At 72.9% G+C, this 24,848-nt stretch carries 30 protein-coding genes and 1 pseudogene; 19 read left to right on the top strand and 12 right to left on the bottom strand.

Features of this window, described 5'->3' with window-relative positions; genetic code table 11:
* Positions 1 to 9 precede the first annotated feature (9 nt).
* From ABT026_RS12380 to ABT026_RS12365, 4 genes are all read left to right on the top strand, one after another.
* Complete coding sequence (locus tag ABT026_RS12380) at positions 10 to 639, top strand: hypothetical protein (RefSeq protein ID WP_351114156.1); 630 nt, start codon at positions 10 to 12, stop codon at positions 637 to 639.
* A gap of 196 nt (positions 640 to 835) precedes the next feature.
* Positions 836 to 1,216 (top strand): hypothetical protein, encoded by a 381-nt coding sequence (locus ABT026_RS12375; RefSeq protein ID WP_351114155.1) that lies wholly within the window; start codon positions 836 to 838, stop codon positions 1,214 to 1,216.
* Between the two features lie 95 nt (positions 1,217 to 1,311).
* Positions 1,312 to 2,307: a hypothetical protein gene (locus tag ABT026_RS12370; protein WP_351114154.1), complete on the top strand. Its 996-nt coding sequence runs from the start codon at positions 1,312 to 1,314 to the stop codon at positions 2,305 to 2,307.
* A 33-nt stretch (positions 2,308 to 2,340) separates the two neighbouring features.
* Complete coding sequence (locus tag ABT026_RS12365; protein ID WP_351114152.1) at positions 2,341 to 3,357, top strand: RNA-binding protein; 1,017 nt, start codon at positions 2,341 to 2,343, stop codon at positions 3,355 to 3,357.
* On the opposite strand, the gene ABT026_RS12360 is transcribed toward ABT026_RS12365, so the two are convergent.
* The 3 genes from ABT026_RS12360 to ABT026_RS12350 all read right to left on the bottom strand — a co-directional run bounded on the left by ABT026_RS12360 (position 3,346) and on the right by ABT026_RS12350 (position 4,899).
* Positions 3,346 to 3,726 carry an antibiotic biosynthesis monooxygenase family protein gene (locus ABT026_RS12360; RefSeq protein ID WP_351114151.1) on the bottom strand — a complete coding sequence of 127 codons (381 nt, stop codon included), beginning with the start codon at positions 3,724 to 3,726 and terminating at the stop codon, positions 3,346 to 3,348. The genes ABT026_RS12365 and ABT026_RS12360 overlap by 12 nt on opposite strands.
* A 154-nt stretch (positions 3,727 to 3,880) precedes the next feature.
* Positions 3,881 to 4,339, bottom strand: a complete 459-nt coding sequence (locus ABT026_RS12355) for a hypothetical protein (RefSeq protein WP_351114150.1) — start codon at positions 4,337 to 4,339, stop codon at positions 3,881 to 3,883.
* Positions 4,340 to 4,437: 98 nt separating this feature from the next.
* Positions 4,438 to 4,899, bottom strand: a complete 462-nt coding sequence (locus ABT026_RS12350; protein WP_351114149.1) for a nuclear transport factor 2 family protein — start codon at positions 4,897 to 4,899, stop codon at positions 4,438 to 4,440.
* Positions 4,900 to 5,144: 245 nt separating this feature from the next.
* On the opposite strand from ABT026_RS12350, the gene ABT026_RS12345 reads away from it, so the two are divergent.
* Both ABT026_RS12345 and ABT026_RS12340 read left to right on the top strand, forming a co-directional pair.
* Positions 5,145 to 5,972: a helix-turn-helix domain-containing protein gene (locus ABT026_RS12345; RefSeq protein WP_351114148.1), complete on the top strand. Its 828-nt coding sequence runs from the start codon at positions 5,145 to 5,147 to the stop codon at positions 5,970 to 5,972.
* 138 nt (positions 5,973 to 6,110) lie between these two features.
* Positions 6,111 to 6,788: a class I SAM-dependent methyltransferase gene (locus ABT026_RS12340; protein ID WP_351114147.1), complete on the top strand. Its 678-nt coding sequence runs from the start codon at positions 6,111 to 6,113 to the stop codon at positions 6,786 to 6,788.
* A 33-nt stretch (positions 6,789 to 6,821) separates the two neighbouring features.
* On the opposite strand, the gene ABT026_RS12335 is transcribed toward ABT026_RS12340, so the two are convergent.
* From ABT026_RS12335 to ABT026_RS12325, 3 genes are all read right to left on the bottom strand, one after another.
* The gene (locus tag ABT026_RS12335; RefSeq protein WP_351114146.1) at positions 6,822 to 7,235 is read right to left on the bottom strand and encodes a hypothetical protein; all 414 of its coding nucleotides are present in this window, start codon (positions 7,233 to 7,235) and stop codon (positions 6,822 to 6,824) included.
* Entirely contained in the window at positions 7,232 to 7,567 is a 336-nt protein-coding gene (locus ABT026_RS12330; RefSeq protein WP_351114145.1) for a hypothetical protein, read from the bottom strand. The genes ABT026_RS12335 and ABT026_RS12330 overlap by 4 nt, the downstream gene beginning before the upstream one ends.
* A 161-nt stretch (positions 7,568 to 7,728) precedes the next feature.
* The gene (locus ABT026_RS12325; protein WP_351114144.1) at positions 7,729 to 8,913 is read right to left on the bottom strand and encodes a winged helix DNA-binding domain-containing protein; all 1,185 of its coding nucleotides are present in this window, start codon (positions 8,911 to 8,913) and stop codon (positions 7,729 to 7,731) included.
* Positions 8,914 to 9,337: 424 nt separating this feature from the next.
* On the opposite strand from ABT026_RS12325, the gene ABT026_RS12320 reads away from it, so the two are divergent.
* Positions 9,338 to 9,715: an ASCH domain-containing protein gene (locus ABT026_RS12320; protein WP_351114142.1), complete on the top strand. Its 378-nt coding sequence runs from the start codon at positions 9,338 to 9,340 to the stop codon at positions 9,713 to 9,715.
* A gap of 117 nt (positions 9,716 to 9,832) precedes the next feature.
* Here the strand turns inward: ABT026_RS12320 and ABT026_RS12315 are convergent, their stop codons facing one another.
* On the bottom strand, positions 9,833 to 10,711 hold the full coding sequence (locus ABT026_RS12315) for a GNAT family N-acetyltransferase (RefSeq protein ID WP_351114141.1): 879 nt from the start codon (positions 10,709 to 10,711) through the stop codon (positions 9,833 to 9,835).
* Positions 10,712 to 10,788: 77 nt separating this feature from the next.
* Between ABT026_RS12315 and ABT026_RS12310 the strand changes: the two genes are divergently transcribed.
* The 3 genes from ABT026_RS12310 (at position 10,789) to ABT026_RS12300 (ending at position 13,080) form a co-directional block, all read left to right on the top strand.
* Complete coding sequence (locus ABT026_RS12310) at positions 10,789 to 11,265, top strand: macro domain-containing protein (RefSeq protein ID WP_351114275.1); 477 nt, start codon at positions 10,789 to 10,791, stop codon at positions 11,263 to 11,265.
* Between the two features lie 351 nt (positions 11,266 to 11,616).
* Positions 11,617 to 12,597, top strand: coding sequence for a DMT family transporter (locus ABT026_RS12305; protein ID WP_351114140.1), 981 nt, complete (start codon positions 11,617 to 11,619; stop codon positions 12,595 to 12,597).
* A gap of 78 nt (positions 12,598 to 12,675) precedes the next feature.
* Positions 12,676 to 13,080, top strand: a complete 405-nt coding sequence (locus ABT026_RS12300) for a hypothetical protein (protein ID WP_351114139.1) — start codon at positions 12,676 to 12,678, stop codon at positions 13,078 to 13,080.
* 25 nt (positions 13,081 to 13,105) lie between these two features.
* Here the strand turns inward: ABT026_RS12300 and ABT026_RS12295 are convergent, their stop codons facing one another.
* Entirely contained in the window at positions 13,106 to 13,906 is an 801-nt protein-coding gene (locus ABT026_RS12295; RefSeq protein WP_351114138.1) for a GNAT family N-acetyltransferase, read from the bottom strand.
* A gap of 285 nt (positions 13,907 to 14,191) precedes the next feature.
* On the opposite strand from ABT026_RS12295, the gene ABT026_RS12290 reads away from it, so the two are divergent.
* The 3 genes from ABT026_RS12290 to ABT026_RS12280 all read left to right on the top strand — a co-directional run bounded on the left by ABT026_RS12290 (position 14,192) and on the right by ABT026_RS12280 (position 15,656).
* Positions 14,192 to 14,536, top strand: coding sequence for an SCO4225 family membrane protein (locus ABT026_RS12290; RefSeq protein ID WP_351114137.1), 345 nt, complete (start codon positions 14,192 to 14,194; stop codon positions 14,534 to 14,536).
* A 126-nt stretch (positions 14,537 to 14,662) separates the two neighbouring features.
* On the top strand, positions 14,663 to 15,175 hold the full coding sequence (locus ABT026_RS12285) for a DUF6584 family protein (protein WP_351114136.1): 513 nt from the start codon (positions 14,663 to 14,665) through the stop codon (positions 15,173 to 15,175).
* A gap of 130 nt (positions 15,176 to 15,305) precedes the next feature.
* Positions 15,306 to 15,656, top strand: a complete 351-nt coding sequence (locus tag ABT026_RS12280; RefSeq protein WP_351114135.1) for an SCO0607 family lipoprotein — start codon at positions 15,306 to 15,308, stop codon at positions 15,654 to 15,656.
* A gap of 102 nt (positions 15,657 to 15,758) precedes the next feature.
* Here the strand turns inward: ABT026_RS12280 and ABT026_RS12275 are convergent, their stop codons facing one another.
* Together ABT026_RS12275 and ABT026_RS12270 are read right to left on the bottom strand one after the other, a co-directional pair.
* A complete protein-coding gene (locus ABT026_RS12275; protein WP_351114133.1) occupies positions 15,759 to 16,022 on the bottom strand; it encodes a hypothetical protein in 264 nt (87 codons plus the stop codon).
* 107 nt (positions 16,023 to 16,129) lie between these two features.
* The gene (locus ABT026_RS12270) at positions 16,130 to 16,582 is read right to left on the bottom strand and encodes a DUF5958 family protein (protein ID WP_351114132.1); all 453 of its coding nucleotides are present in this window, start codon (positions 16,580 to 16,582) and stop codon (positions 16,130 to 16,132) included.
* A 277-nt stretch (positions 16,583 to 16,859) separates the two neighbouring features.
* Here ABT026_RS12270 and ABT026_RS12265 point away from each other — a divergent pair, with 277 nt between their 5' ends.
* The 3 genes from ABT026_RS12265 to ABT026_RS12255 all read left to right on the top strand — a co-directional run bounded on the left by ABT026_RS12265 (position 16,860) and on the right by ABT026_RS12255 (position 18,846).
* Positions 16,860 to 17,909: a zinc-binding dehydrogenase gene (locus ABT026_RS12265; RefSeq protein WP_351114131.1), complete on the top strand. Its 1,050-nt coding sequence runs from the start codon at positions 16,860 to 16,862 to the stop codon at positions 17,907 to 17,909.
* A 78-nt stretch (positions 17,910 to 17,987) separates the two neighbouring features.
* Entirely contained in the window at positions 17,988 to 18,473 is a 486-nt protein-coding gene (locus tag ABT026_RS12260; RefSeq protein ID WP_351114130.1) for a TetR/AcrR family transcriptional regulator, read from the top strand.
* A gap of 1 nt (position 18,474) precedes the next feature.
* Complete coding sequence (locus ABT026_RS12255; protein ID WP_351114129.1) at positions 18,475 to 18,846, top strand: hypothetical protein; 372 nt, start codon at positions 18,475 to 18,477, stop codon at positions 18,844 to 18,846.
* Between the two features lie 72 nt (positions 18,847 to 18,918).
* On the opposite strand, the gene ABT026_RS12250 is transcribed toward ABT026_RS12255, so the two are convergent.
* Positions 18,919 to 19,875 (bottom strand): LysR family transcriptional regulator, encoded by a 957-nt coding sequence (locus tag ABT026_RS12250; protein ID WP_502967958.1) that lies wholly within the window; start codon positions 19,873 to 19,875, stop codon positions 18,919 to 18,921.
* 80 nt (positions 19,876 to 19,955) lie between these two features.
* Between ABT026_RS12250 and ABT026_RS12245 the strand changes: the two genes are divergently transcribed.
* Positions 19,956 to 21,113: an NADP-dependent oxidoreductase gene (locus tag ABT026_RS12245; RefSeq protein WP_351114127.1), complete on the top strand. Its 1,158-nt coding sequence runs from the start codon at positions 19,956 to 19,958 to the stop codon at positions 21,111 to 21,113.
* Between the two features lie 45 nt (positions 21,114 to 21,158).
* Here the strand turns inward: ABT026_RS12245 and ABT026_RS12240 are convergent, their stop codons facing one another.
* A complete protein-coding gene (locus tag ABT026_RS12240) occupies positions 21,159 to 21,665 on the bottom strand; it encodes a hypothetical protein (RefSeq protein ID WP_351114126.1) in 507 nt (168 codons plus the stop codon).
* 165 nt (positions 21,666 to 21,830) lie between these two features.
* Here ABT026_RS12240 and ABT026_RS32150 point away from each other — a divergent pair.
* A pseudogene (locus ABT026_RS32150) lies at positions 21,831 to 22,953 on the top strand (helix-turn-helix transcriptional regulator).
* A gap of 644 nt (positions 22,954 to 23,597) precedes the next feature.
* Entirely contained in the window at positions 23,598 to 24,776 is a 1,179-nt protein-coding gene (locus ABT026_RS12225; RefSeq protein ID WP_351114124.1) for a CDP-alcohol phosphatidyltransferase family protein, read from the top strand.
* The last annotated feature ends 72 nt before the right edge of the window (positions 24,777 to 24,848 follow it).

Genomic DNA, 24,848 nt, shown 5'->3' with positions numbered 1-24,848 from the left:
CTCGCTACGATGGTGGTCGGCTCGCTGTTCGTCGGGGCGGGCAGCTGTGGAGAGGATGAGGCCGATACTCCGGTCGCCGATTCTCTCAAGGGGACCGAACTCTGCGGCGGCAAAGCCGTCACCGCCGAGGCGTCCAGGGCGCTGGAAGTGATCACGGGCTCGTCGCGGTTCGGAACCACAGGGGAGAAGTCCACCGTCGCGCAGGCTGCGGCAGAACTCGTCGAAACCTGGCCGTACCCGACAGGGGGGCGCGATGATGTGTGCCGTGTCTATACGGCCTCCGGCGAGCCGGATTTCGCTCTCAGAATCACCTGGGGTCTCGAAGGCGGTCCCCCGGAGGGAACCCCGGACCCGGAATTCAGCAAGCTGGCGATGGGGGAGCAGGCCCTGGCTGCGCCGGACGCGGGGTTCATCCAATTCGCATGTCTCACCGACCGGTTGCCCAACGCGACGAAGGCATCTCATGTCGGCATCGGTGTGGAGCGATGGGGCATGCCGGTGGAGCCCGAGGGCGACCTCGATGCGCTGAGGGATGCCTACGCGACCGTGACTCACTCCGTCGCCTTGGCCATGGCGAAGGAACTGCGGTGCGAGAAGAACGGCGGACTGCCCGAGCGGCCGGTGCTGGAGCCCGCGTGACGCGCGTGCCGCCTCCGGCACGGCCCAGCTACTGCACATGCTGCCGCAGGGGTCGCGCTACGCTCTCGGCGCCCCGGCCGACCCGGTCGGGGAAGACGGCGGTCGGGCGTGGCGTGCGGTGGGTGCGAGGAGCGGTACGGGACGGGCGCTGACCGCGCTGCTGGTGTGCGTGACCGCAGTGACCGCAGTGACCGCAGTGACCGGAAGCGCGTGCTCGGGCTCCGGCGGCGACGGAGGCAACGCCGACCTGGAGCTGGAGGAGAAGTGGTACCCGATGCTCTCCGAGGCGATCGATGCCAGGCCCGAGGACTGCCGCGCCGGCGTCGGGGGTGGGTGCGAGCACCACGCGGCCGCGCTCAACACGGTTACCGAGCAGGTGGTCGACGACGTGGAGTCTCGTGCCGACAAGGCCCGTTACGGGAAGACGGCCAGCATCGCCGAAACGATCACCTCGGGCTACGACCGGTACTTCAGCCAGATGTGCGCCACGGTGCCCGACGACCGCCGACTCGACCACGTCCCTCAAGGTGACCGAGTGCGTCGGCACCTACGGCGAGATCATCGCGGGCACCGGTGAACTGATGCAGCACCTTCGTCCGTCCCTGGCTTCCTGAGGGCCGGTCCGCGACAATCCGTTCGCGTGGCCTTTTCACGCCCGCGTACCGTCTGCGCATGACGAGGACGACGCCGACCAGGCCTGTGTCCGTGGAGGCCGTGTTCCCCGAGCTGGCCGCCTACCGCGGTCGTACGACACGGCTGCATCCGAGGCCGGGGCGGCCCGGCATGCGCGACAGCCATGTCGGCGGGCCGATGCTGTGGCCGGACGCCGAACCGTGGCCGGTCTGCCACGAGCCTCACCAGCCCGAGACCGAGGGGTACGCCCCGGACGAGATCCGTGCCGCGCGGGCCGCGGGAGCGTGGCCGCAGAGTCGGCCGTGGCGTGGTGCCGGAGCGCCGGGGGCGGACGGGCCGGTGCCCTTTGTGGGACTCGCCCAGTTGTTCCGCCGGGACATCCCGGGCCTGGGGTCCGGGCCGGACGGCGCCGACCTGGTGCAGCTCTTCCGGTGTCCGTTCACCCACGGTCCCTACCTGGAGCGGCGCTACCGCCTTCGGTGGCGGCGGGCCGCGGAGGCCGAGAGCGCGGAGCGCTTCCTCGCCGCGCCGCCCGAGGTGCCTCAGCTGCGGTGGCAGGACGAGCTTCCCGAGCCGTGTGTCCTGTACCCCGAGGAGGTGGACACCTACCCCTGGGCGGAGGACGACACCCTGCCCGCCCCGCTGATCGCACGCATCGACGCGTGGGACGACGCCCAGGCGGAGGCACTCGGCTCCGAGGCCCTCAGCTACCAGGACGACCTGTCGATCCCGCCCGGTTGGCGGGTCGGCGGCTACCCCAGTTGGGCGTCGACGGGCCCGATGACCATCGACTGCGCGTCCTGCGCGGCACCGATGGAACTGCTGCTGACCGCCGGGGGCGAGGAGATGGACGCGGGCTCGCACAGTTGGGTGCCGCTGGAGGATCGCGATCCGGACCTGCACGGCATCGCCTCTATCCGGGGCGGTCAGTCCGTGGCCCAACCCACCCGGCTCCGCTTCGGCCGGGACCGTGACCTGCACGTCTTCACCTGCCCGTCCGACCCCGGACACCCGCCGCGATGGGTGCTCACCTAGGCAGCCGTTGCGGGCTCACTGAAGGATGTGCGCATGCCGAGCTACGTTTACCGCGTCACGAAGTACGACCCCGCCGACCGCGACGAGCACGGGAGCTACGAGGGCCCGGAGGACACGGACAGCGACCACGGCGAGGTGGAGGCGGCATACCTCCGGGCGGTCGCCGCGTTCGCCGAGGACACCGGCGTCGGGCGGCTCGTCGTGCGCGAGCCGCAGGTCGCGTCCTACGTGCACTTCGGCCTCGAACCGGTGGTGGAGGGCTACGGACTGGACGGACTCTTCCCGTCCGGGCTGGAGGACTTCCACGACGGCGTCGAGGTGTCGCTCGACACCGGTCTGGAACTGGTGCGGGCCATGCTCCGGGACAACGGCGCCTGGTGCAGGCTGGAGGTCGACGACGTCTTCGCCGTGCATGTGGGGTGGGACCAGTACCTCTACGTCAGCAGCAACGTGCCGTGCTCGGAGGCCGTGGCCCGGACGTGCGAGCTCGGCCTCTTCCCCGAGCCGCTTCACTCCTCGCCCTACGCGTTCGAGGACGACGACGAGGGCGTCCAACGGCCCGGGGACGACGAGTTCTGGTCCTGCCTGCGCCGGGCCGTGTGCGCCGGTGAGGCCGGGGTGCTGGAGGAGACGTACGTCGACAACGCAACCCGATGGCACCGGCTCACTTCGGACAGCCTCGCCACGGTCCGCGCCGGGCTGGCATCGCGCGCCCGCGTGGAGGTGTGGCCGCCGCTGTCGACCCACGTCACGTCGGTGCTGAAAGGGCTGTCGGCCGAGGATTACGCCGAAGGGGTCTGGCAGGACGACGCCGGTCGCCTCCACAGCGCGTTCGTCGACGAGGAGTCCTTCCCGCAGCTCGTCGCAGAGATGTCCCGGGCGCGGGCGGCCGCGGTGGTGTCCATCGTTGTCGACGAGCGGATGCCGCTGATGACCGCCGTCATGCCCGACGACGACGGCGTCCTGCGGGCCCGCTGGCGGACGACGCCCACGCCGGACGACCGGCTGTGGGCCCTCCGTCGCGAGACCCGGAAGGACTCAGCCGGCTGACGGCGCCCGGGAGGTCTCGGTCCGCGTGAACGCGTGGCTCCGCTCCACCTTCGCGACGTGCAGCGTGTAGTTCTCGTACCACTCGGCGCGCCCGCGCTGCTGCGCCGCGTGGTGCTCGGCGTTGGAGCGCCACTGGGTAAGGGCGTCTGCGTCGCGGAAGTACCCGACGGTGATGCTCAGCCCGCCGGGGGTCTTCGCGTGGTCCATGCCGAGGAAGCCGGGGACCTCCTTCACCAGTTCCTCCATGCGTGCGCTGGTCTCGCCGTACCCGTCCTCGTCGGCGGTGCGGACCGAGGTTAAGACGGCTACGTAGTAGGGGGGTTCGAAGGCTTCGACGGGGGTGACGGGGGCGTCCTGGTGATCGCTCATGGGGGTCACGCTAGGGGCGGATTCCCCCGTCATCCAGCGTCTTTTCCCAACGGGAGGGGGAAGGGATCCGAGTCTTTACCGAGGGACGCCTGCGACACCCGTCGTGGGACCGAGCCGAGGTCGTGCTCGGCCTCCGCCGTCGGGGGGACGGCCCTCACGAGGGCGTCGAGTCCGGCGGCACGGGGCGAAGGACGGGGTCGATCTCGGCCAGCGTCGCGTGCAGCAGACGGACTCCCCGGGCGACGCGGGGGTCGGCATCGCCCTTCAGCTCCCCGCAGATCCGGAGCGCCTCGTCCAGGTCCCGCTCGAAGATGCTGAAGACGTGGAAGACAGCGGCGTGGAGGTGATCGACGTGGTCGTCGTCGACGACCGCCATCGCGGACGCGACGATCGCCAGACCGGTCCTGTCGATGCGCCGGAGCAGGGCCTCCGCGGTGTGCTGGGTGGCGAAGGTGTCGCCGTGGAGCAGCAGGTCCAGCAGCGGCTCGACGGCCTCCGGGATCTCGGCGAACCCTGCCAGGCCGTGCCCGGCGTCCGCCCGGTCGCGCCAGTCGCCGCTCCGCCCGAGTGCGCCGAGCGTCACTACGACCGCACGCCGCAGATCACTGTTCATCGAGCCTGTCCGCCTCTCCTACGACCCGTCTCGCATTGTCGCCGAGGCGGGCCGAGGCGGGCCGAGGAGGGCGAGGCGGGCCGAGGGGAGGGAGGTGCTCAGTCGTGCGCCGCCGTGCCGAACCCCTCGGGGGCCCGGTCGAGGAACACGGTGACGGAGCTGATCCGGCCGTCCTCGTCGAGGGCGATCACGTCCGTGCCCGTGGCGAAGGGCGTGCCGGCGTCGCCCGCGTCCCCGGTCAGGAGCTCCCACTCGAGGCGGGCCCGGTCGTGGTGGAGCTGGGGCTGCTCACGCATCCGCAGCGCGATGTCGCCCATGTGGGAGAGGAACTGCTCCCGGAAGTCCAGCAGCGCCTGCGCCCCCTGGAGGACGCCGATGTGCGCGCGGTACTCGACGCCGGGGGCGAACACCTGCTGCGCGAGCCGGTTCGCGTCGTCCGGGGAGGGGGCGTTCCAGAAGCGCAGGTAGGGATCCAGCAGGGCGGCGCTCTCAGGGGTGGCGCCGGCGCGGGGTGCGGGGGAGGCGGCGGGAATGGACTGTGCGGTCGTCGTGTCGGTCATGGCGGATCGTTCCTTCCGGTGGGTCGGTCGACGGGGCGAGCCGGTTGGGCGGCGCGTCCGCGTGGTTCGGTCGCGTGGGCCGAGTCGTGCACCTCCGCCGAGTCCTACGTCGGCGGAGTGGTTCACGTCGCCGGAGTGGTTCACGTCGGCCCGGTTCCTGCTTTCGACCCTGCGACCCGCCGCGCGGCATGTCGATGACCTGCGAGGTCATTGCCACGCCCCCTGTCGCGCCGCAGGCTGGGCCCATGACGACGACGATCCACGGTGAGCCGGTCGGCGTGCTGCTGCGACGGTGGCGTGAGCGTCGCCGGCGTTCGCAGATGGACGTGTCGCTGGCCGCCGAGCTGTCCACCCGGCACCTCAGCTGCCTCGAGACCGGCCGGGCGAACCCGAGCCGGGAGATGGTCCGGCGGCTGTGCGATGAGCTGGACGTCCCGCTGCGGGAGCGCAACGCGTTCTACCTGGCCGCCGGGTTCGCCCCCGTGCACCCCGAGCGCCCGCTCGCCGACCTGGGCGCCGCGCGCGCCGCCGTGGAAGCGGTGCTGGCCGGGCACGCGCCGAATCCGGCCCTCGCCGTCAACGCCCGCTGGGAGCTGCTGGCCGCGAACCCGGCGGCCCGCGCGTTCCTCGGCGACATCACCGGGGAGCCGGCCCGCGCCCCGTTCAACGTGCTGCGGGCCACGCTGCACCCCGACGGCCTGGCGGGCCGGATCCGGAACCTGGACCAGTGGCGGGGGCACCTGCTGCGGAGGGTGCGCCGTCAGCTGCAGCGGACGGCGGATCCCGCTCTGGCCGAGCTGCTCGCGGAACTCGAGGGATACCCCGCGTCCGCCGAGGCGGGGGCCGAGGCAGGATCCGCCCGCGAGGGGCAGGGACCGGAGTGCGACCTGGTCACGCCGCTGCGGCTGTCGTCCCCGCACGGTGACCTCTCGCTGCTGTACACGGTCACCGTCTTCGGCTCACCACGGGACGTGACGCTGGACGAGATCGCCGTCGAGACGTTCTTCCCGGCCGACGAGGAGACGGCGGCGCTGCTGCGGGCGGCGACGGAGGCCGTCGGGGGACCGGACTGACGGTTTTCATCGCCGCTCGGGACGACAGGGCCCGCCGCGACGCGGATGATGCGTCTCCCGCGCGGGGCGCTGTGCGGCGCCGGCCCGAAGGGCGTGCGTGGTGTGCGGGTCGCGCAGCGGCTGTTAGGTTGCCTGCCCGTGACGGGACATCGGGACAGGACCAGGGCGGCCTACGACGAGGTCGTCGAGTTGTACGCGTCGCTGTTCGCCGACCGGCTGGAGACGCAGCCGTTCGCGCGGAACATGATCGCGACCTTCGCCGAGCTGGTGCGCGGCACCGGCAACCTGCGCACGGCCGACGTGGGCTGCGGCCCCGGGCACCTGACGGCCATGCTGCATGAGCTGGGGCTGGACGCCTTCGGGATCGACCTCTCCCCGGGGATGGTCGCGCACGCTCGGCGGGCGCACCCCGAGCTGCGGTTCGAGGAGGCGCGGATGGAGGCCCTGCCGGTCGAGGACGGCGCCCTCGGGGGTGTGCTGGCCCACTACTCGATGATCCACACGCCGCCCGAGGAACTGCCCGCGGTGCTCGCCGAACAGGTGCGGGTCCTGGCGCCCGGGGGCCTGCTGCTCGTCTCCTTCTTCGGACTCGGGACCGGGACGGGCACCGGGTCCTGGTCCCCGCTCACGGCCGGGGGCGACGGGGCGGAGCCGGTGAGCTTCGACCACAAGGTGGCGCCCGCGTGGAGCTGGCCGGTGGACCGGTTCGCCGGGCTGCTGACCGGGGCCGGGCTGGTCGACCAGGCGCGGCTGGTCAACGACCCGGGCGGCGAGCGCGGTTACCTCGACGTCCATCTGCTGGGCCGCCGCCCGTAGCCCGGACCTGGCCGCGTGGGCCTCTTCGTGAGGTCAGCGCCAGTCGCCGTTGACCCACGCGACCAGCCGGGCCCGCTTCCTGTGCGGGCAGATGTCGTGGCCGGCACCGGATGCGGCCTCCCCGATCCGCGGTCCGTACGCCCAGTCGCTGGGGCCGTACTCGCCGTCGACGGAACCGTCCAGACCGTCGAGCAGGTCGAGGAACCCGATATCCAGGTCGACGTTCCCGAAGTACCGTCCGGGCGCGGCCGGTTCCATCGACGCGGGACGGTTGCCGGCCCCGGCTGCGGGCAGGTCCTCGAAGCAGGCGTCGGACAGCACCGGCTTGCCCAGCCACCACCCGGCCAGGAACACGGCGTACAGCGCGGTGGCGGCACGCAGGCCCCGCGCGGTGATCCAGGCGGGCGGCAGCGGCGTGTCCCACGACGCGGGTCGATCTCCCTTCACCCCGTGCCCCCTGTCAACCACTTCTCGAGGCGGGGGAGTTTGGTCATGTCATTGGTGCAAGGGAGGACGTAGGTAGCGATGGTGATCGCCACCAGCGACGAGTCGGTGGTCGAGGACGGGTCGTGCGCCGAAGGGGGAGCCATCTCCGTCGGAGTGAGGGTGGGGGACGGCTCGGGCTGCCCGTACTCCTCGGCGAGCCGGTCGCGGGCGGCCTCGTCGACCTGGCACTCGGGGGAGACGGGCTGCCCCAGGTACCAGCCCGCGACGAACACCCCGTACACGGCGGCGGCGACTCCGAGGCGGCGGGGCGTGATCCGCCGGGAGGTGCTCATCGGCAGCTGCCTCGCCGAACGTGGCCGAGGGTGAGGCGGAGTCCAACTCGGCTTTGTGCGAGCTGTGTTGCGATCATGGTGACGGACCCTATCGGGGGCGTCGGGCTGCTGCTCGCGCGGGCGTCAGGCGCGGGCGCCTGCGCTCCGGGGCGGTCGGAAGGTCAGGCGTTGACCGTCCGTGTCTCGGCGCCGGGGGGCAGACCCTTGTCCCACCAGTGCCAGTAGCGGCGGTACACCTCCGGTTCGCGGCCGGCGAGCAGGCCCAGCAGCCGCTCGCCCTCCTCGGCTAGTCCGGCCCACGCGGCCGCGTCGAGCGCTCGGAACGCCGTGAGCTCCAGCGCGCCCTCGCGGGCCCGCCACACGCCGGCGACCTGCCCGTCGACGAGCAGGCAGGGCAGCACGTCGCCGTTGCGCCGTACGACCAGCGGCCGGTACTCCACGGGCATCAGCCGGCCGGGACCGGTGTGGGCCAGCAGGGTGCTGTCCCACATCGGCAGCAGCCGCGGCGGGGCCGGGGTGTCCTCGGCGGGCACGGTGGCGTCCGGCAGGTCGAACAGCGGGGCGCGGCCGGGGCCGGCCACCCGCACCACCCGCCCGTCCGCGTCGAGTTCGCCGAGCGCCTGCTTGATCACAGGACTCGTGAGCAGCGTGAACCGGGCGAAGTCCTGGGCGGTCGCGGGCCCGAACGCGCCCAGGTAGGAGAGCAGCAGCCGTCGCACGCCCTCGCCCGGATCCACGCTCGGACCCACGCCCGTGCCCGTGCCCGTGCCCGTGCCCGAGCGTGACGCGGTGGGGGTGGCGGCGCGGTAGGCGTTGCGCCGGGTGAACGACCAGGGGCCGCCGGTCGGCGCGTGGTGCACGGTGCCGTACGTGCGCAGCGCCCACCACACCCGGTCCGCGTGCTCGCCGAACCGGCCGGCCAGCTCGTCCCGCACCTCGACGCCGGTGCGGGGCTCCGCCAGGAACGCGGCGAGTTCCGGGAACAGGGCGTCCACCTCCTCGGGGGACAGCCCGGTGGCGCCGAAGCGGCGGTCGTAGAGCCGCGATGCGCGCAGGGTGCTCAGCATGGCGGCGTGGTGGTGCGCGTAGTCCTCGGCGTGGACGGCGTGCAGGGTGATCCGCATGAGCGACGCCTTCACGACCCGGCCCTCGGCGAACGCCGCATCGAGGTCCTCGGGCGCGAAGTCCCGCACCCGGTTCCACAGCGCCAGGTAGGGGGAGGCCGGCTCCTGCGCCTGCACCGCGCACACCCGGCGGACCGCCTCCGCCACGTCGAGACGCCGGCGTTCCAGCAGGAACTGACGCTCCAGGGTGGCCAGGGCCAGCTGCCGCGGAGTGAGGACCATGCGCGGATTATGCCGTGGCGGCGGGGCCGGGGAGCTGAGTGACGGGGAGGCGGCAGCCCGCGAAGCGGGCCGGACCTCGGGGCGCGGGACGGGGAGCCGCAGGACCCGGAGGCGCAGGACGAGAAGGCGCAGGACCCGGAGGCGCGGGACCGCGAGGCGCTGGGCGGTTGCCTGCAGCGCGCCCGGCCTCCCGCTCCGGCCTCCCGCCCCGGCCATTCCGATGCCGAGCTGCCGGCCCGCCGTCCTGGTGCTCGTGTGGGCCCGGGCTGACCGGACGGCCGTCTCGTACTGGTGGGTAGGCTGCTACCGCGCCGGTGGGGGAGTTGTCGCCCGCCGCCCCACGGTGGGGGACCTTCAGGGGCCGTGGCGGAAGACAAGGGTGTGGAAAGGGAGTGGTGGGAGCGTGTGGCCACGGAGCAACGGCATGCGGGCGTTGGAACTCGGCACGGTCGGTGAGATGAGGGAGCGGCTCAACGCCCTCGTCCTGGCCGGGAGGAAGGTCGCCACCACCGGGCTGCTGGCCGAGTACGTGGAGGAGACGGAGGGCCTGGAGTTCGTGGGTGAGCGTCTGGCGCTCCTCGGGAACGACGGTGACCACGTCGCCACGATCGAGATCACCGGTGTGGAGCAGGCTCCCTTCGGCGGTGTCACGTGGGAGCACGCCGCCGCAGAGGGTGAGGGCGACCGGTCGCTGGACGAATGGCGCACCGGGCACCAGCGTTTCTGGGAGGACATCGGCACGCCGGTGCAGGACGACACCCCGCTGGTGTGCCTGCGGTTCCGGGTCGTCACGCCGGCGTAGCGACACCGGCGTACCGCTTCGTGGGTTCCGCACTCCAGAGCCGCGCGTGCGTGGACCGGGCAACCTACGGCGCCCGGCACGGCGCGGGTGAGCGTCACCCCGCGGGTGCCGCCGGCCTCACGAGAAGTCGTACACCGACCACCCGGTGAGCACCCGGTACCCGAGGCGCCGGTACAGCGCGTTGCTGGTGGGGTTGCCGGCGTCCGCGAACAGGACGACGTCCCGCGCCCCCGCGGCCAGGGCGGTGCGGGTGACCGCCGCGGTCACCGCGGCCGCGTAACCGTGTCCGCGCAGGTGGGCGGGGGTGTACACGATGTCGATCTGGATCTGGCCGCCGATCAGCGGGTTCATGCCGGCGACGGAGACGGGGACGCCGTCGGGGGACTCCCAGAGGGTGTAGCGCTTGTCGGCGTAACGGGTGGACGGCCAGGTGGCGGCGTCGACGGTCACGTCCTCGCCGACGGCCTCGGCGAACTCGGCGCACCAGCGCACGGCTTCGTCGAGGTCGGCGCCGCTGTCGCCCAGCAGGCGGGCCCGCCCGGCGGGCTGCGGCCGAGGCGGGGTGAGGGCGTGCAGGCCGTACAGGTTGAGCCGGGTGTCGCGGAGCTTCGGCGTCGCGCCGGTGTGCCGCTGCCACGCCTCGGCGAAGGCGGTGGCCGTGTCGTGGTCGGCGCTCACGCGGGGAAGTTCGTGACCGAGGGCGGCCAGGCGGACGGCGAGGGAGTCGGCCTGCTCGGGGGTGAAGGGGGAGAGGCCGAGGCTGCCCAGGCGGTAGAAGGTGCCGCACACCTCGCCCGCCCGTACCAGGATCCCGAAGGAGGGGGCGTCCGCGCCGGACGCCCCGGCCGCGGCCCCGGCTCCGGCTCCGCGGGCACGGATCCGTTCGGCCCAGGTCAGCTGCATGACGTGACGGCCGGGCCGGGAGCGGAGGAAGCCGCCTGCCTCGGCGAGGAAGTCGTCGACGTCGTCGGTGAGGTGCCAGTCGTCCGGGAGCATGCCTCATGATCCCCCGGGGCCGTGGCGAGCGGAACAAGGCGCTGGACCTGGTGACCTGGCCGGGCGAGGATGCTGCGGTGAAGCCGCTGAACATCGTCGCGGGCGACGCGACCAACCCCCAGGCCAAGGGTCCGAAGATCATCGCGCACGTCTGCAACGACCTGGGCGCGTGGGGCAAGGGCTTCGTCCTGGCGGTCTCCCGCCGTTGGCCGGAGCCGGAGCGGGCCTACCGCCGCTGGCACCGGGAGCGGGCCGGCAACGACTTCGCCCTCGGGGCGGTGCAGTTGGTGCCGGTCCGGCCTGACGTCCAGGTCGCCAACATGGTCGGGCAGCGGGGCATCAGGACCGGCAGCGGGGGCCCGCCCATCCGCTACGACGCCCTGGAGCGCTGCCTGAACGCGCTGGCCGGGCACGCCCTCGCCCACCAGGCGTCCGTGCACATGCCCCGCATCGGCTGCGGCCTCGCGGGCGGCCGGTGGGAGCGCGTCGAGCCCCTCGTCGTCACCGCCCTGTGCGCCCGGGACATCGACGTCACCGTCTACGACCACGGCTGAGCGCGCACGGTGGCTTCAGTCGCACCGCCGCGGCGTCGGCGCACCACGGTGTCAGCCGCACCGCGGTGTCGGTGTCGGTGTCGGACCGTACTCCGGTGTCGGCCGGGACCTCGGCACCGGCGGCCGCGAAAAATCAGGACGGCCCGCGAGCCCGCCGCGGCTAGGCTCCGTGCCATGCAGCCGTACCGGATCACCTGCCCGCCGCCTCGCTCCTGAGCGGGGTGCTGCCCGGGCCCGGCCGACGTACAGGCCGAGGCCCCGCTTCGGCGTGGCCCTGAGCCGCCGATGATCCGCTGACCGCCCCCGCTCCGACGACGTCCTTCCTCACCACGTCGAAGCCGGAGCTTTTCCATGTCCACACCCTTGTCGTACGCCCCTGCCCCCTCCCGGCGGTCGGGCACCGCCCTGCTGTTCCTGGCCGGAGTGCTGTGGGGAACCGGCGGCCTCGCCGGTTCGGTCCTCGCCTCTCGTGCCGGCCTCCAGCCGGTCGCCGTCGCCGCCTACCGTCTGCTGGTCGGCGGCGCCCTCACCACCGCCTACGCCGTCGCCGTGGGCACGTTCCGGACGGGACGGTGCACCCGCGCGACGGCGGCCCGGGTGGCGGTCACCGGGGGCCTGCTGGCCTTGTTCCAGACCGCGTACTTCGCTGCGGTGGCGGCCACTTCGGTCAGTCTGGCGACGCTGACCACGATGGTCGCCATGCCCGTCCTGGTCACCGTCGGCTCCGCCGTCCTCGACCGGCGCCGGCCCTCGCCCCGGGCGGTCGGGGCGATCGTGCTCGCCGTCACCGGGCTGGTGCTGCTGCTCGGTTCCCCGGCCGGCGCCGGCGGCCATCGCCTCCTGGGCACCGGCCTGGCCCTGCTCTCCGCGCTCGGGTTCGCCGCGCTCACGCTGGACCGCCCGTCACCGCTGCCCGGCACGGACCGGGGCGCCATGACCGGGCTGGGCTTCCTGGCGGGAGGTCTCATGCTCCTGCCGGCCGGACTGGCGTCCGGGATGGCCTTGGCACCCGAGGTCGACACGGTCGGAACCGTGCTCTTCCTCGGGCTGGTGCCCACAGCCGTCGCCTACACCAGCTACTTCGCCGGCCTGCACCGGGCCGGCACCGCCGCCGGGGTCGCCGCCGTCCTGCTCGAGCCCCTCACCGCCACGCTGCTCGCGGTGCTGTGGGGGCACGACCGCCTTGACGGGACCCAGTCCCTGGGAATCGTCCTGGTCCTGGCCGCGATCGTCCTCGCCCAGACGGGAACGCAGACGGGAACGCGGACGCGGACGGGGACCCGGACGGAGACCCGGACAAGGACGCGGACCGGGGCGACCAGCTCTTCGTGAGCGCATGGCCGGCCCTGCCGCCGCGATGCTCCTCGCTGTGGGTCGCCCTTGCTGACCGGGACGGCGCAGGCTGTCACCATGCGACGACTTCTGTGGGCCGACCACTTCAGCGCTCAGTACGGGCTCATCTCGATCCGGGACTTCGGGACCACGGACAATCCGGTGGCCGCGACGGGGGAGGAGGAGGTGATCTCCTCCCCCGGGAAGACGTATGTGGCCACGCGCTCCGACACCGACGGGGACGTCCGGGTCGAGCTGTGGCTGGGGGACCCCGAGCCCGGGCACGGTCGAGAAGTCCTCGACGCGGAGATGGAGTTCGTCTCCGGGATCGTGTCCGTCGCCGACCCGGTGGACCCGGACAGCGAGACGGTCCGGCTTCCCCGTGCGGGACGGTGGAGGACGCGGGTACGCGTACAGGGCGTACCGCGTCCGCACACCGTTTCCGTCTTCCTGAGGGAGGAGGACGGCGGTCACTCCGCCTGAGGGGTACCGGGCGGACCCGGCCGGGTCACGGCCGCAGGGCGTAGAACCGGATCGGGGAGTTCGGCCGGAAGCCGATCCGCGGGTAGACCGGCGCGCCGGCCTCGGTCGCGTGCAGGGTGGCGCGGGTGAGGCCGGTGGCGCGGGCGCCCTCGTGGAGGGCCATGCGGGTGACGGCCTCGCCGTAACCGCGGCGCTGGTACTCGGGCGCTGTGGCCACCAGGGCGACGAAGAGGCGACCGTCCGCCTCGACGGTCGCCGCGCAGGTCACGGGCACGCCGTCGCGCAGACCGAGGTAGGCGAAGACCTCCGTCTTCCACAGCGCGGAGCCCGCGATGCCGTCCCGGCCGGCGGTCGGATCGAAGCCGTACGCACGGGAGTTGAGGTCCGCGTAGGCCGTCAACTGGTCGTCGGTGGTGACGCGGAGGAACGTGAGGTCGGGGTGCTTCGGTTCGGGGAGGGGCAGCAGGTCTCCGGCCATGCCGGTGCCGGGGAACGCGTACGTCAGGCCCGCCCGTTCCGCCGCCGAGGGGAGCTCGGCCAAGGCGCCGTCGTCGAGCAGGTCCTCGAAGAGCCAGAGGAACCCGGGCTGTTCCTTGGCCCGCATCACCTCCGCGGCCTGCCGCAGGCGCTCGTCGAGGAGCGCCGCGTCCACGCCGACCTCGGTGAGGGTGACGGCGTTCCAGAACGGGAATCGGCAGTCGGCCCACCGGATGGCGATCCCGGGGAGGTCACGCACGTCCGCGTCGGGGGTGCGGTCAAGCACCATGGTCCGCCACGCGGCGCGGAGTTGGTCCATCGATTCGGTCGCGTCCGCCAGATCCGTCATCTCACGGCAACCCTTCGCCTCGGAGGTCGGCCACTCGGAAGGCTATGGCCCGGGCGTGGCCGCGGACAGCCCACCGGTACAACGCCCCGACCGCGTACGAGGCCACGGGCGGATCGCCGGCGATCGCCGGAGGACGGGTGGTGGGCACGGTGCCCTGTGGTCTGTGTACGAGAACCGACGCGGTTGAGTAGCGGTGCTCACGAGCCGGCGCGACGGGAACGGGAGAGTGACCGAAACGGGCCGGTACGCACGTCGGCCCTACGGCGAACGGGACCAGGGGAAACCATGCGGACCAAGGCACTGTCGCGCAGAGTTCTGGGGCTGACCTTCGGGAGCACCGCCTCGCGGGTCTACCTGGGCGGGCTGGTGACGTTGAAGGTGGTCAGCGAGGTCTCGGACCGGTTCGCCGCGGCGCTCGACATGTGGCTCACCGCCCTGACGTCCCCGGTGCGGCTGGTGCTGGATCCGGTGGAGTACCTGGTGACCGCCGACATGACGGGGACGACCGCGATGGCCGCCTCCGACGTCACCCTCGTGGTGTCCGCGCTGGTGCAGGCCGCCCTGATCGGCTGGGTGGCGGACCGGGTGCGGCGGAGCGACGAGGCGGCGGGGCGGCCGGCCCACGCCTGACCGTTACGGCGGGGCCGGCCGGTCCGAGGTGGCCAATCCGGGGTGGTCGGAATCCGAGGTGGCCGGGAATCCGGGGTGGTCGGAAATCGATCGACGGGGCCGGTCGTGGTGCTCCACCATGCGCACATGCCCCTGAACGACTCCCTCGCCCGGATCGACGCGGACCTGGCCGCCGGCCGGATCCCCGTCGCGCGCCAACGACTGCGCGGGCTGGTGTCCTCCTACCCGGACGACCTGGCCCTCCGTCGCCGTCTGGCGGAGGTGTACCGGCTGTACGGGGAGCCCGCCGAGGCAGGCCGGTGGATGTACCTCGAGCAGGACCGGGACGCCGCGGAGGTCGCGGCGTTCGAGGCGAGGCACCGCACCGCTCTGCGGCGGATGCGGGCCCTGGCCTGGCGGGGGCCGGAGTCCCGGGCCGCGACGGCCTTCGCCCGCGAGCAACTGGCCGCCCTCCGCAAGCGGTGCTCCGACGAGTTGGGGCGTCCGGTCGACTGGGACGCGCTGCCGTCCGCGGACGAGACGGAAGCGGAGAGCGGGCGCGGTGGCGTCGGAGGCGCCCTGGCCGGCATCGGGTGCCTGGTGGCGGTCCTCGCGTTCCTCGCGATCTGGGTGAACGGCCTGGTCGCCCTGTTCGACTGAGGACCGCACACACAGGGCGAGTTGAGTAACCGCGCGCCCGGTGATGAGTAGCGGTACTCAGGAGGCGCGGGCCCTCCGCGGCGACAGTTGAGGCACAGCGAACGACCGAAGACCGGAAGCAGGGGGAGTCATGCGCAGGGGCCTCAAGGGTGGCAAGGGTGACGGCGGCGCGGGGAGCGGCTCGGCCGGCGGGGGACGCCGCGGACGAGTGGTGGCCGTCCTCGTGGGCGTGGCGGCGGCGGTGGCCCTGACCGGGTGCTCCGGCCTCGGGTACGAGGAGAACATCTGCGGCGACGGCGAGTACCCGGTGCTGGCCGTGGGCGACACGGGCAGCGCGTGCGTCACGAACGGCGAGGAGCCGCCGAAGGGGATGGCGCGGTACCCCGAGGGCAAGGAGCCGAAGAAGGTTGACGACAAGTGGGACACGTACTGGCGCACCCACATGCTCGACAAGGACGGCAACGTCGTCGAGGCGCCGTAGGCCGAGGGTCGGGGCTGGGGGGGGCCGAGGCCTGAGCCCACGGGGGGTGGGTCCGAGGCCGGCGGGTTGGGCCCGGGTGGGGCGGTGTGCGCGGAGGGGCGGTCAGGCGGCCCCGTCGCGGCGCCGCCCCGCCTTGCGTTGCAGGGCCTCGCGGCGAGAGCGCAGCGCCTTCTGCCGCTTCTGGCTCTCCTTGCGGCGCTCGGCCCGCTCCCGCGCGGCGGGGCTCCTGAGCTTGGTGTGGTCGGGGATCTTCCACAGGCCCCACGCCACCAGGACGAGGATGCCCAGCAGGACGATGCCCATGGCCGTGGCGAACGCCGGCGGCAGCGTGTCCAGGTCCTCGATCCGGTACCGGGTCGTGTTCACCCGCCCTGACCTCCCTCTCGGCATGCGGTGCGGCGTCGCTGCACCCTACGCGGCGGGGCGGCCCCACCGACAGGCGGACAGGCAGGGGCACGACCGTGCGAACCGGCTCACGCCCCGTCGCCGGGGGAACGGGACGCCGCCGCCTCACCGGTCGGCTCCGCCTCACCGGTCGGGTCCGGGAGGCGGTGCCAGGCATGGGAGCACCTGCCGCCGCAGAACCGCCGACGGCGCGCGTCGGCGACGGCGAGGAGACGCACCAGGAGCCGGAAGGCCTTGATCCGCTCGTGTCGCGGCCGCAGGGTGGCGACGCGCCCCGCCTGCTCGTCGGCCCGGCCCCGGAGGATCAGGACGCAGGGTGTGTGGGTGGGCCGGAGCCCTGAGAGGCGGACCGCCTCGACGGCCTCCTCACGGGTGGGATGGGACTGGTAGCAGAAGTGGCCGAGGTGGCGCAGCACGACGGACTGCTTCTCCTCGTCCAGTGCCTCGAACCAGGCGAGGCCGTCGGGGAACGGCCGCAGGCCCTGGGCCAGCTCGTTGAGGATGCGTTCGTGCTCGTACAACCGCGGCACCTCCGGGGTCGGGTGGCCGGCCGCCGGGTACGGCCGGAGGGCGAGTGTGGGGCCTCGGGTGCTCCGCCCGCAACGGGGTGGGACGTGACGGACGGGACCGGACGGCACGGGACGCAGCGCGTGGTCGCCGGAAGCCCTCCCGCGCCATGTCGGTCGGCGAGGGTTGTTTCCGGGGCCCGTGGCGCGGTACGCGGGGTGGGTCGGAGGCCGGTGGCGTCGCCTGGACGGCGGCCGGCCGGTGCGTCGAGAGTTCGCGAGAGGTCGATCCATGGTGGTGCCCGGGACCATGCGCGCGGTGCGGATCACGCGGCACGGAGGGCCGGAGGTACTGGAGGCCACGGAGGTGGCCGTGCCCGTGCCGCGTGCCGGGGAGGTGCTGGTCCAGGTCGCGGCGGTGGCGCTGAACAACACGGACCTGTGGACCCGGGACGGCGCGTACGGCCGTCCTGGGGATCCACGGGCGCTGTCGGGCTGGCGGGGCCCGATCGACTTCCCCCGCATCCAGGGCGCCGACGTCGCCGGACGGGTCGTGGCGGTCGGCCCGGGCGTGGACGAGGCAGTGGTCGGACGCCGGGTGGTGGTGGACCCGGCCGTCTACGAGACCGAAGGGCCCGACGCCAACCCGGTGGGTCTGATGGGCAGCGAACGCGACGGCGGCTACGCCGAGTACGTGACCGCACCGGCGGAGCGGGCGCACGACGTGACCGCCTCCCCGCTCACCGACGACCAGCTCGCCGCCCTGCCGACCGCCTACGGCACGGCGCTCGGCATGGTCGAGCGGGGCCGGCTGCGGAAGGGGGAGACCGCCCTGGTGTCGGGGGCGTCCGGCGGCGTCGGACTGGCCCTGGTGCAGATCGCGCGGGCCCGCGGCGCGCGGGTGCTCGCCCTCAGCAGCGTGTACAAGTTCGACGCGGTACGCCGGGCCGGCGCGCACGACGTCGTCGACCGGGCACAGGACATCGCAGAGCAGGTGCGCGCGCTCGCACCGGAGGGCGTCGACGTGGCGCTCGACGTGGTGGCCGGCGACCTGCTGGGCGACGGGCTGCCGTGGCTGCGTGAAGGGGGTCGGTGGGTGGTGGCCGGGGCGCTCGGCGGCTACGACGTGGTCTTCGACGTGCGCCGCCTGTACCTGCACAACGCGCAGGTGATCGGTTCGGCGATGCACACGCCGAGGCTGTTCGACCAGCTCATGGAGATGGCCCGCAGGGGCGAGGTCGAGCCCGTGATCGCCGGTGCGTTCCCGCTGGAGCAGGCCGCGACGGCGCAGGAGGAGCTGGCCCGCAGGGGGCACGTGGGGAAGCTCGTGCTGCACCCCTGAGGCGCGGGCCGCGGCTGGTGTCCGTATAAGAACGGTCGTTCTTGACTGATCGTTCTCATATCTCGTACGATCATCGGCATGGGAAGACCTCGTGCCTTCGACACCGACCAGGCCGTCGCCGCCGCGGCGGTCCTCTTCGCCGCCCACGGCTTCGAGGGCACCTCGGTCGACGACCTCGTCACCGCCACCGGCGTCCACAGGGGCAGCCTGTACAAGGTGTTCGGCTCCAAGCGGAGCCTGCACCTGACCGCCCTGCGCGCCCACCTCGAGGGCGAGGTCCGGCCGGCCGTCGAGGCCGTCGCCGCGATCACCGATCCCGAGCAGGCGCTGGAGAGGGCCGTCGCCACGTTCGACGACGGCCCCGCCGCCGGCTTCCTGCTCCTCGCCGCCGCCGAACGCGCCCCCCACGATCCCGAGGTGGCCGCGCTCGTCGAGGAAGGCGTCACCGCACTGGAGGACGCGCTGCGTCCCAGCCACGGTGACGCCGCCGCCCAGCTCGCCTCCACCGTTCTCGGTGCCCGTCTGCGCCTGCGGGCCCGGCCGGCCGACCCCAAGGAGTACTGACATGGCCTTGCTCTCCATCGACCGTGAGAGAAACCTGCTGATCGCGGAGATGCAGGGTCTCGACAAGCTCTGGGCGCTCAAGAGCCGCCTGGAGATCCCCCTCGCCCACGTGCGGGGCGCCACCCATGACCCCGGGATCGCGCACGAGCCGAAGGGTGTCCGGGTCGGCGGCACGTACTTCCCCGGCGTCATCACGGCCGGGCGCTTCCGCCGTGACGGGGAGTGGGTGTTCTGGGACGTGAAGAACCCCGAGAAGACGGTCGTCGTCGAGCTCGCGGACGAGGAGTCGTACGACCGCCTGGTGGTCGAGGTGGAGGACCCGCGGGCGGCCGTCGCGCTCATCGAGGGAGCCCTCGGGCGGCGCGACGCCTGAGGCCGCGACTCCGCCTGCGTCAGCCGTGACCGCGACCGCCGTGACCGGGTCCGGTGCGGCGGGCGCGGCCGGTTACGGGCGGTCGCAGCCCGGGGGGATCGTGCCCCGCAGTTCCCTCACCAGGGCGCGGACCGTGGCCGTGCCGGCCAGTTCGGGTGTGGTCACGTAACCGACCTGCCGGAAGGGGCGGTCGGAACCGAGAGCGGTGATCCCGACCGAGTGCGGTGCTCCGGTCAGGGACAGTGCGGGCATGACCGCCATACCGTGACCACTGCTCACCAGTGAGAGCACTGCTCCGTCGTCCTCGGCCTCGACGGTCGCCGCAGGGATCCAGTCCTGCGAGGCCCACCAACCGCGCGTGTACGAGCCGCAGTTCTCGGCCCAGTCGACCAACGGGAGCGACCGCGGGGCGGAGTGGCCCGCCGGGTGCACCAAGGAGTACGGCTCGCTGAAGAGCACGGCCGTGGTGAGCCCGGAGGGCGGCGGAGTACTGCCGCCCAGGGTGGCGATCCCCACGTCCGCACGCCCGGCCGCCACTTCGCCGGCCGTGCCCGCCCCCACCTCGCGGACGATCCGCACCCGTGCCTCGATCCCGGGGTGCCGGTCGCGCAGCCGTCGCAGGACGGGCGGCAGCAGGTGGAGCGCCGCGCTGCGGAAGGCGGCGATGCGCAGCGGCCCCACCGGACCGTCCGGCCCTGCCCCCGTGCCCGCCGCGGCGCGCGCCTCGGTGACCAGGACGTCCAGCAGGCGCAGGACGCGACGGGCGTGGGCGACGGCCCTCTCGCCCGCCGGCGTGGGGCGGGCGCCGGTGCGGTCACGGTCGAAGAGGACGGCGCCGACCTTCCGTTCGCTGCCGCGGACCGAGTGGGAGACGGCGGACTGGGTCAGACCCAGCGCGACGGCAGCCGCCGAGAAGCCACCGGTGTCCGCCACCGCCACCAGGATGCGCAGCTCGTGCGGCGCGAGGTCGGAACCGGCCGCCGCGCGGGCCTCGGGTGTGGGGGTCACAGGTCGCTCACCTCGTTCCATGAGAACTGCTCATGGGACGGTACGCCCCCATGAGCCCCACAGGCTGCCGGGCGGCCGCATTCCCGTCCTACGGTCCGCGCATGAACGACAACCAAGACCACGACAACCAAGACCACGACAACCACGGCCGCGACGCCAACGGCCGCGACGCCAACGACAGGGCGGCGGCGACGGGGACCAGGACCGGGACCAGGACCAGCACCGGTACCGGTACCGACCCGGACGTCGCGGTGACCGTCCACCAGACCGCCCACCCCCACGGGTTCCCCACGGCCGCGGACTTCGCCTTCGTCGAGTCCCCGATCCCCGAACCCGCGCCCGGCAGAGCCCTGGTGCGGAACCTCTACTGGTCCGTCGACCCCTACCACCGCGAAATGATGGACGACCTGCCCGGCGGCTTCGGCCTCGGCGTTCCGCTGGAGGGCCGCACCGTAGGACGGGTCGTGGCCTCGCGGACGCCCGCGCTGGCCGAGGGGGAGATCGTGCTCCACCGGCAGGGGTGGCGCACGCACGCCGTGGTCACGCCAGAGGAGACCCGGCGGCTGCCCCGCGTCGACGGCGTACCGCCGAGCGTGCACCTGAGCATCCTGGGCGGCACCGGCCTGACCGCCTACGTGGGCCTGACCCGCATCGCCCGGCTCCAGCAGGGCGAGGACCTCTTCGTGTCGGGCGCCGCGGGCGGGGTCGGCACGGCCACCGGCCGGTTCGCCCGGCTGCTCGGCGCGGGGCGGATCGTCGGCAGCGCGGGCTCGGCGGCGAAGGTGGACCACCTGGTGCGCGAGGTCGGCTACGACGCCGCCTTCGACTACCACGACGGGCCCGCCGCCGACCTGCTCGGCAAGGTCGCCCCGGACGGGATCGACGTGTTCGTCGACAACGTCGGCGGCGAGCAACTGGCTGCCGCCGTCGGGGGCTTGCGGGAGTTCGGGCGGATCGTGCGGGTCGGCACGATCAGCCGGTACAACACCCCCGACGCGCCGCCGCCGCTGTTGGTGCACGAGGACGTCGTGGAGAAGAGCCTCCGCATCGAGGGCTTCCTCGTCCGCAACTACCGGGACATGCAGCAGGAGTTGCACGACTTCGCGGTGCCGCATCTGCGGAGCGGCCGGCTCGTGCCGGACGAGACGGTGGTCGACGGGTTCGAGCACCTCGTGGACGCGTTCCTGGGCATGCTGCACGGCCGCAACGTCGGCAAGATCGTCGTCCGTGACCGTTCGGAGGTTCCGGCCGGAGCGTGACGGCCGCCCGGGGTTCACGCCGACCGGGGTTCACGCCGACCGGGATCAGACGGCTTCCGCGTCCGGTCGGCGACGGAAGTCCATGGTCCAGTTGGTCTCCCAGGTTCGGCCGCCGTCGGCCGAGAACGCCTGCTCCCAGCGGGCCGACACGGCGGTGACGCCCGACCAGAGGAAACGGCAGACGACCGGGGTGCCCTCGTGGTGGTCGTCACCGTGGAACTCGCCACGACCCTCGCTGTCGAACCGGCCGACGACGGGAGGGAACAGCCGCCCGGTCGAGCTGTTCGCCCAGTTCAGCGACCACTGCTCGCCGACCGGGTCGAAGAGGCGCAGTGTCAGGCCGCTGAAGCCCTTCGTCGGGAAGGTGATCTCGTCGACGTTGGCGGCCCCGGCGAAGGCGATGCCGTGGCACACCGTCGTGGCCGGGAACTCCTCCCACTCGTCGCTGCCGGTCAGCGGGGAGAGCAGTCGCCGGTTGGTCACGTCCCAGGTGCCGACCAGGAAGTCGAAGTCGCCGATGCCGGGCTTGCGGGCGGCGGTGTGAGCGGCCATGTGCCTGTCCATCCTCCGTGGTGCGGCGCGACGTCGCGTCGCTGGTGCGCGGTGCGGTGCGACGGGGCCCGGTGCACGTGCCGGGGCCCCGTGCGGTGAGTGATCGGCAAGCTAGTCCCACTTCACTGACACCCACTGTCAGGAGAGCCCGGCAGACTTCCGTCCATGCGTGCGAGTCGACTGCTGTCCGTGCTGTTGCTGCTCCAGACCCGAGGCCGGATGACCGCCCAGCAGCTGGCGGACGCGCTGGAGGTGTCCCTCCGCACGGTGTACCGCGACATGGAGGCGCTCGCCGCGGCCGGGGTCCCGGTCTACGGCGAGGCCGGACACGACGGCGGGTACCGGCTGGTGGACGGTTACCGGACCCGGCTCACCGGACTGACCGGTGAGGAGGCGGAGGCCCTGACCCTGGCCGGCCTGCCGGGTCCGGCGGCGGACATGGGGCTCGGAGCCGTGCTGGCCACCGCCCGGCTCAAGCTGGACGCCGCGCTGCCCGAGGAACTGCGGGAGCGCGCCGACGGGATACGGCAACGGTTCCATCTGGACACCGCCGGCTGGTACGCCGAGGCGGAGCCCACGCCGCACCTGGCCGCGGTCACCGACGCGGTGTGGCGACAGCGACGGCTGCGGATCCGCTACCGGCGGTGGCAGGCCCCGCAGGAGGTCGGCCGGACGCTGGAGCCGTACGGGTTGGTGCTCAAGTCGGGCCGCTGGTACCTGGTGGCGAGCCGCGCCGGGGGGGAGCACGGAAGGGAGCGCCGAGAGGAGCGCCGAAGACGGTGCGGAGGGCGGTGGGGAGGACGGTGGTGAGCAGGGCGCCACGGGGCGGGAGGCGGACCGGGACATCCGGGCGGCCCGGACGTACCGGGTGTCCCAGATCCTCCGCGCGCAGGTGCTGCCCGGCCACTTCGAGCGGCCCGCCGGCTTCGACCTGGCCGCGCACTGGCAGGCGTCGCTGGACGACTTCGACGCCCGGCGCCGCCACGGTGAGGCGGTGCTCCTGCTGACGCCGGCGGTCCTGGATCGGTTGCCGGACCTGGTGGAGCCGGCGGTGGCCCGTGCCGCACGCGACAGCGCCGGTCCGCCGGACCCCGACGGCCGTGTCCGGGTCGTCGTCCCCGTCGAGTCGGCCGACAACGCCGTCGGGGTGCTGCTGCGGCTCGGCGCCGGGGCCGAAGTCGTGTCGCCCCCTGACCTGCGGGCCCGCATGGTCCGGACGGTCACCGCCCTGGCGGACGTCTACCGGGCCTCCGGCGGCGCGGACACCGCACGCACGCCCGGGGGATGAGGCGGCCGGGTCAGGGGAGGGCCAGGACGGTGCAGTGGCCGTCGGCCAGGGCTAAGGGAGTGCCGTCGAGGGCGGCCACGAAGAGGGCTTGCGATCAACCCGCGCGACACGTAGGCGTACAGCGTCGACAGCCGCACCCGCAGGGCCGCGGCCGCCTGCTCGGAGGACATCCAGTGGCTGCTCACCCGACGATGGTGCGCCACGGCATTCACGCCCGGAAACTCTGCCCGGCACCGCGCATTTCCTCCACGGAGCCGTAACCAAAGGCCCGGACGCCGGCGCACAGGAACAAGGACGGCTGAGAAAAGGGAAGGTTGTACGCCGAAATCAAATCGATATCCGCGGCGTGTGCGACTGGTGGGACAACTGAGAGAGAAAAAGGTTGTACGGCCCCATCCGCTTGTGACGGGATTTCATCATTCAGTGACAAGGACGGCTGAGAAGGCGCAAGGTTGTAGGGCGATGTCTGTGACAAACCCCGCCCATACGGAAGGTGAAGTTCGGGTGGCCGGCGCGTCGTGGATTGCTACAGTCCGAATTCCCCACGAGGCGTGATCTTGATTTCGCCTTCTCGGTCGGGGTGATCGTCGGGTCGCCGACGGAGCGACGCGCATTTGTTGAGACGTCCCGTGTGACGAGGAGTTATGAGCCAACTTTCGCTGAAAGCCGTGCAGCATCTCACCTGTAAGAAGAGGGACGCCTGGTGGACGGTGTTCCTCGTCGACCCGCTGGCCACCCGCCTGCTGCTGGTCATGGCGAAGTTCCGGTTCATCACCCCCAACGGGGTGACCTGGGCCGCCCTTGTCCTCGGTCTGGCGTCGGCCGGGCTCTTCCTGACCGCGGACCCGGTCCTGCTGGTCGTCGGCGCGGTCGTCTACCACTTCAGCTTCGTGCTCGACTGCATCGACGGGAAGCTGGCACGGCTGAAGAACAACGGATCGCTGTTCGGCGGCTGGCTGGACTACGTCTTCGACCGCATCCGCGTGCTGGCCTGCGCCTTCGGCCTGATGGGCGGTCAGTACCTGCACACCGGTGAGGGCATGTACCTTGCCGCGGGACTGCTCGTGGTCTTCCTGGACAGCCTCCGGTACCTGGACGCGCTGCAGATCTACAAGATGCGCGCCGGGATGCGCGGCAAGATCAGGAAGACGCTGAAGGCGCGCCGCGCCGCCGAGGCCCGTGCCGAGGCCGCCGCGTCCGCTCTCGCCGCGGCGGAGCTGGGCGAGGACGTCGCCGACACGCTGGCCGCCGCCGCGGCCGTCGGCCCCGGGGCCGCCTCGGACGAGAACGTCGTCTTCATGGAGGACCTGCTCCGCGAGGGCGAGGCCGAGGGGGAGAACGAGTCGGAGGCACGCGCCGCGGAACTGCGGGCCGGGGTGCTCGGCGCGAACAACCGACAGGTCATCGATCTCCACACCGGATTCCACGCCAAGTTCCCCTGGTACACCCGGGTCCGCCGGGCGCTGGTGGACCGCCGGGTCCGGCCGCACCTGGTCAGCGGCATCGAGTTCCAGATGTTCGTCTTCATCGTGGGCCCGCTGATCGGTCAGCTCCTGTGGACCACGGCCGTGGCGGCGGCGCTGATGCTCTCCTTCGAGCTGCTGATCATGTACAAGTTCTGGCTCTCCACGAAGGACTTCGACCGGGTCATGGCCGAGCTGGCCCCCGGCGCGGACAGCAACGCCGGCGTGATCGTGCCGGAGGCGTACAAGAACTACGTGCCGCCGGTACCGGTCCTGGCGGACGGCGCGGGACCCGCCGGGTCCGTCGAGCTGCCGCGGCAGCAGGACCGCTCGGAGAAGTCGCCGACCTCGGCGTCCTGACCCGGGCGGGCCGTACCCCGGTTCCGCGGCGCCCGAGGCCCGTGGCGCGCCAGGGGACGGGAGTGTCGGCCC

Origin of the sequence: Streptomyces sp. NPDC002734 (genome assembly GCF_040295685.1) — a bacterium.
Lineage (GTDB): Bacteria > Actinomycetota > Actinomycetes > Streptomycetales > Streptomycetaceae > Streptomyces.
This window is presented reverse-complemented; position numbering and strand designations above follow the sequence as displayed.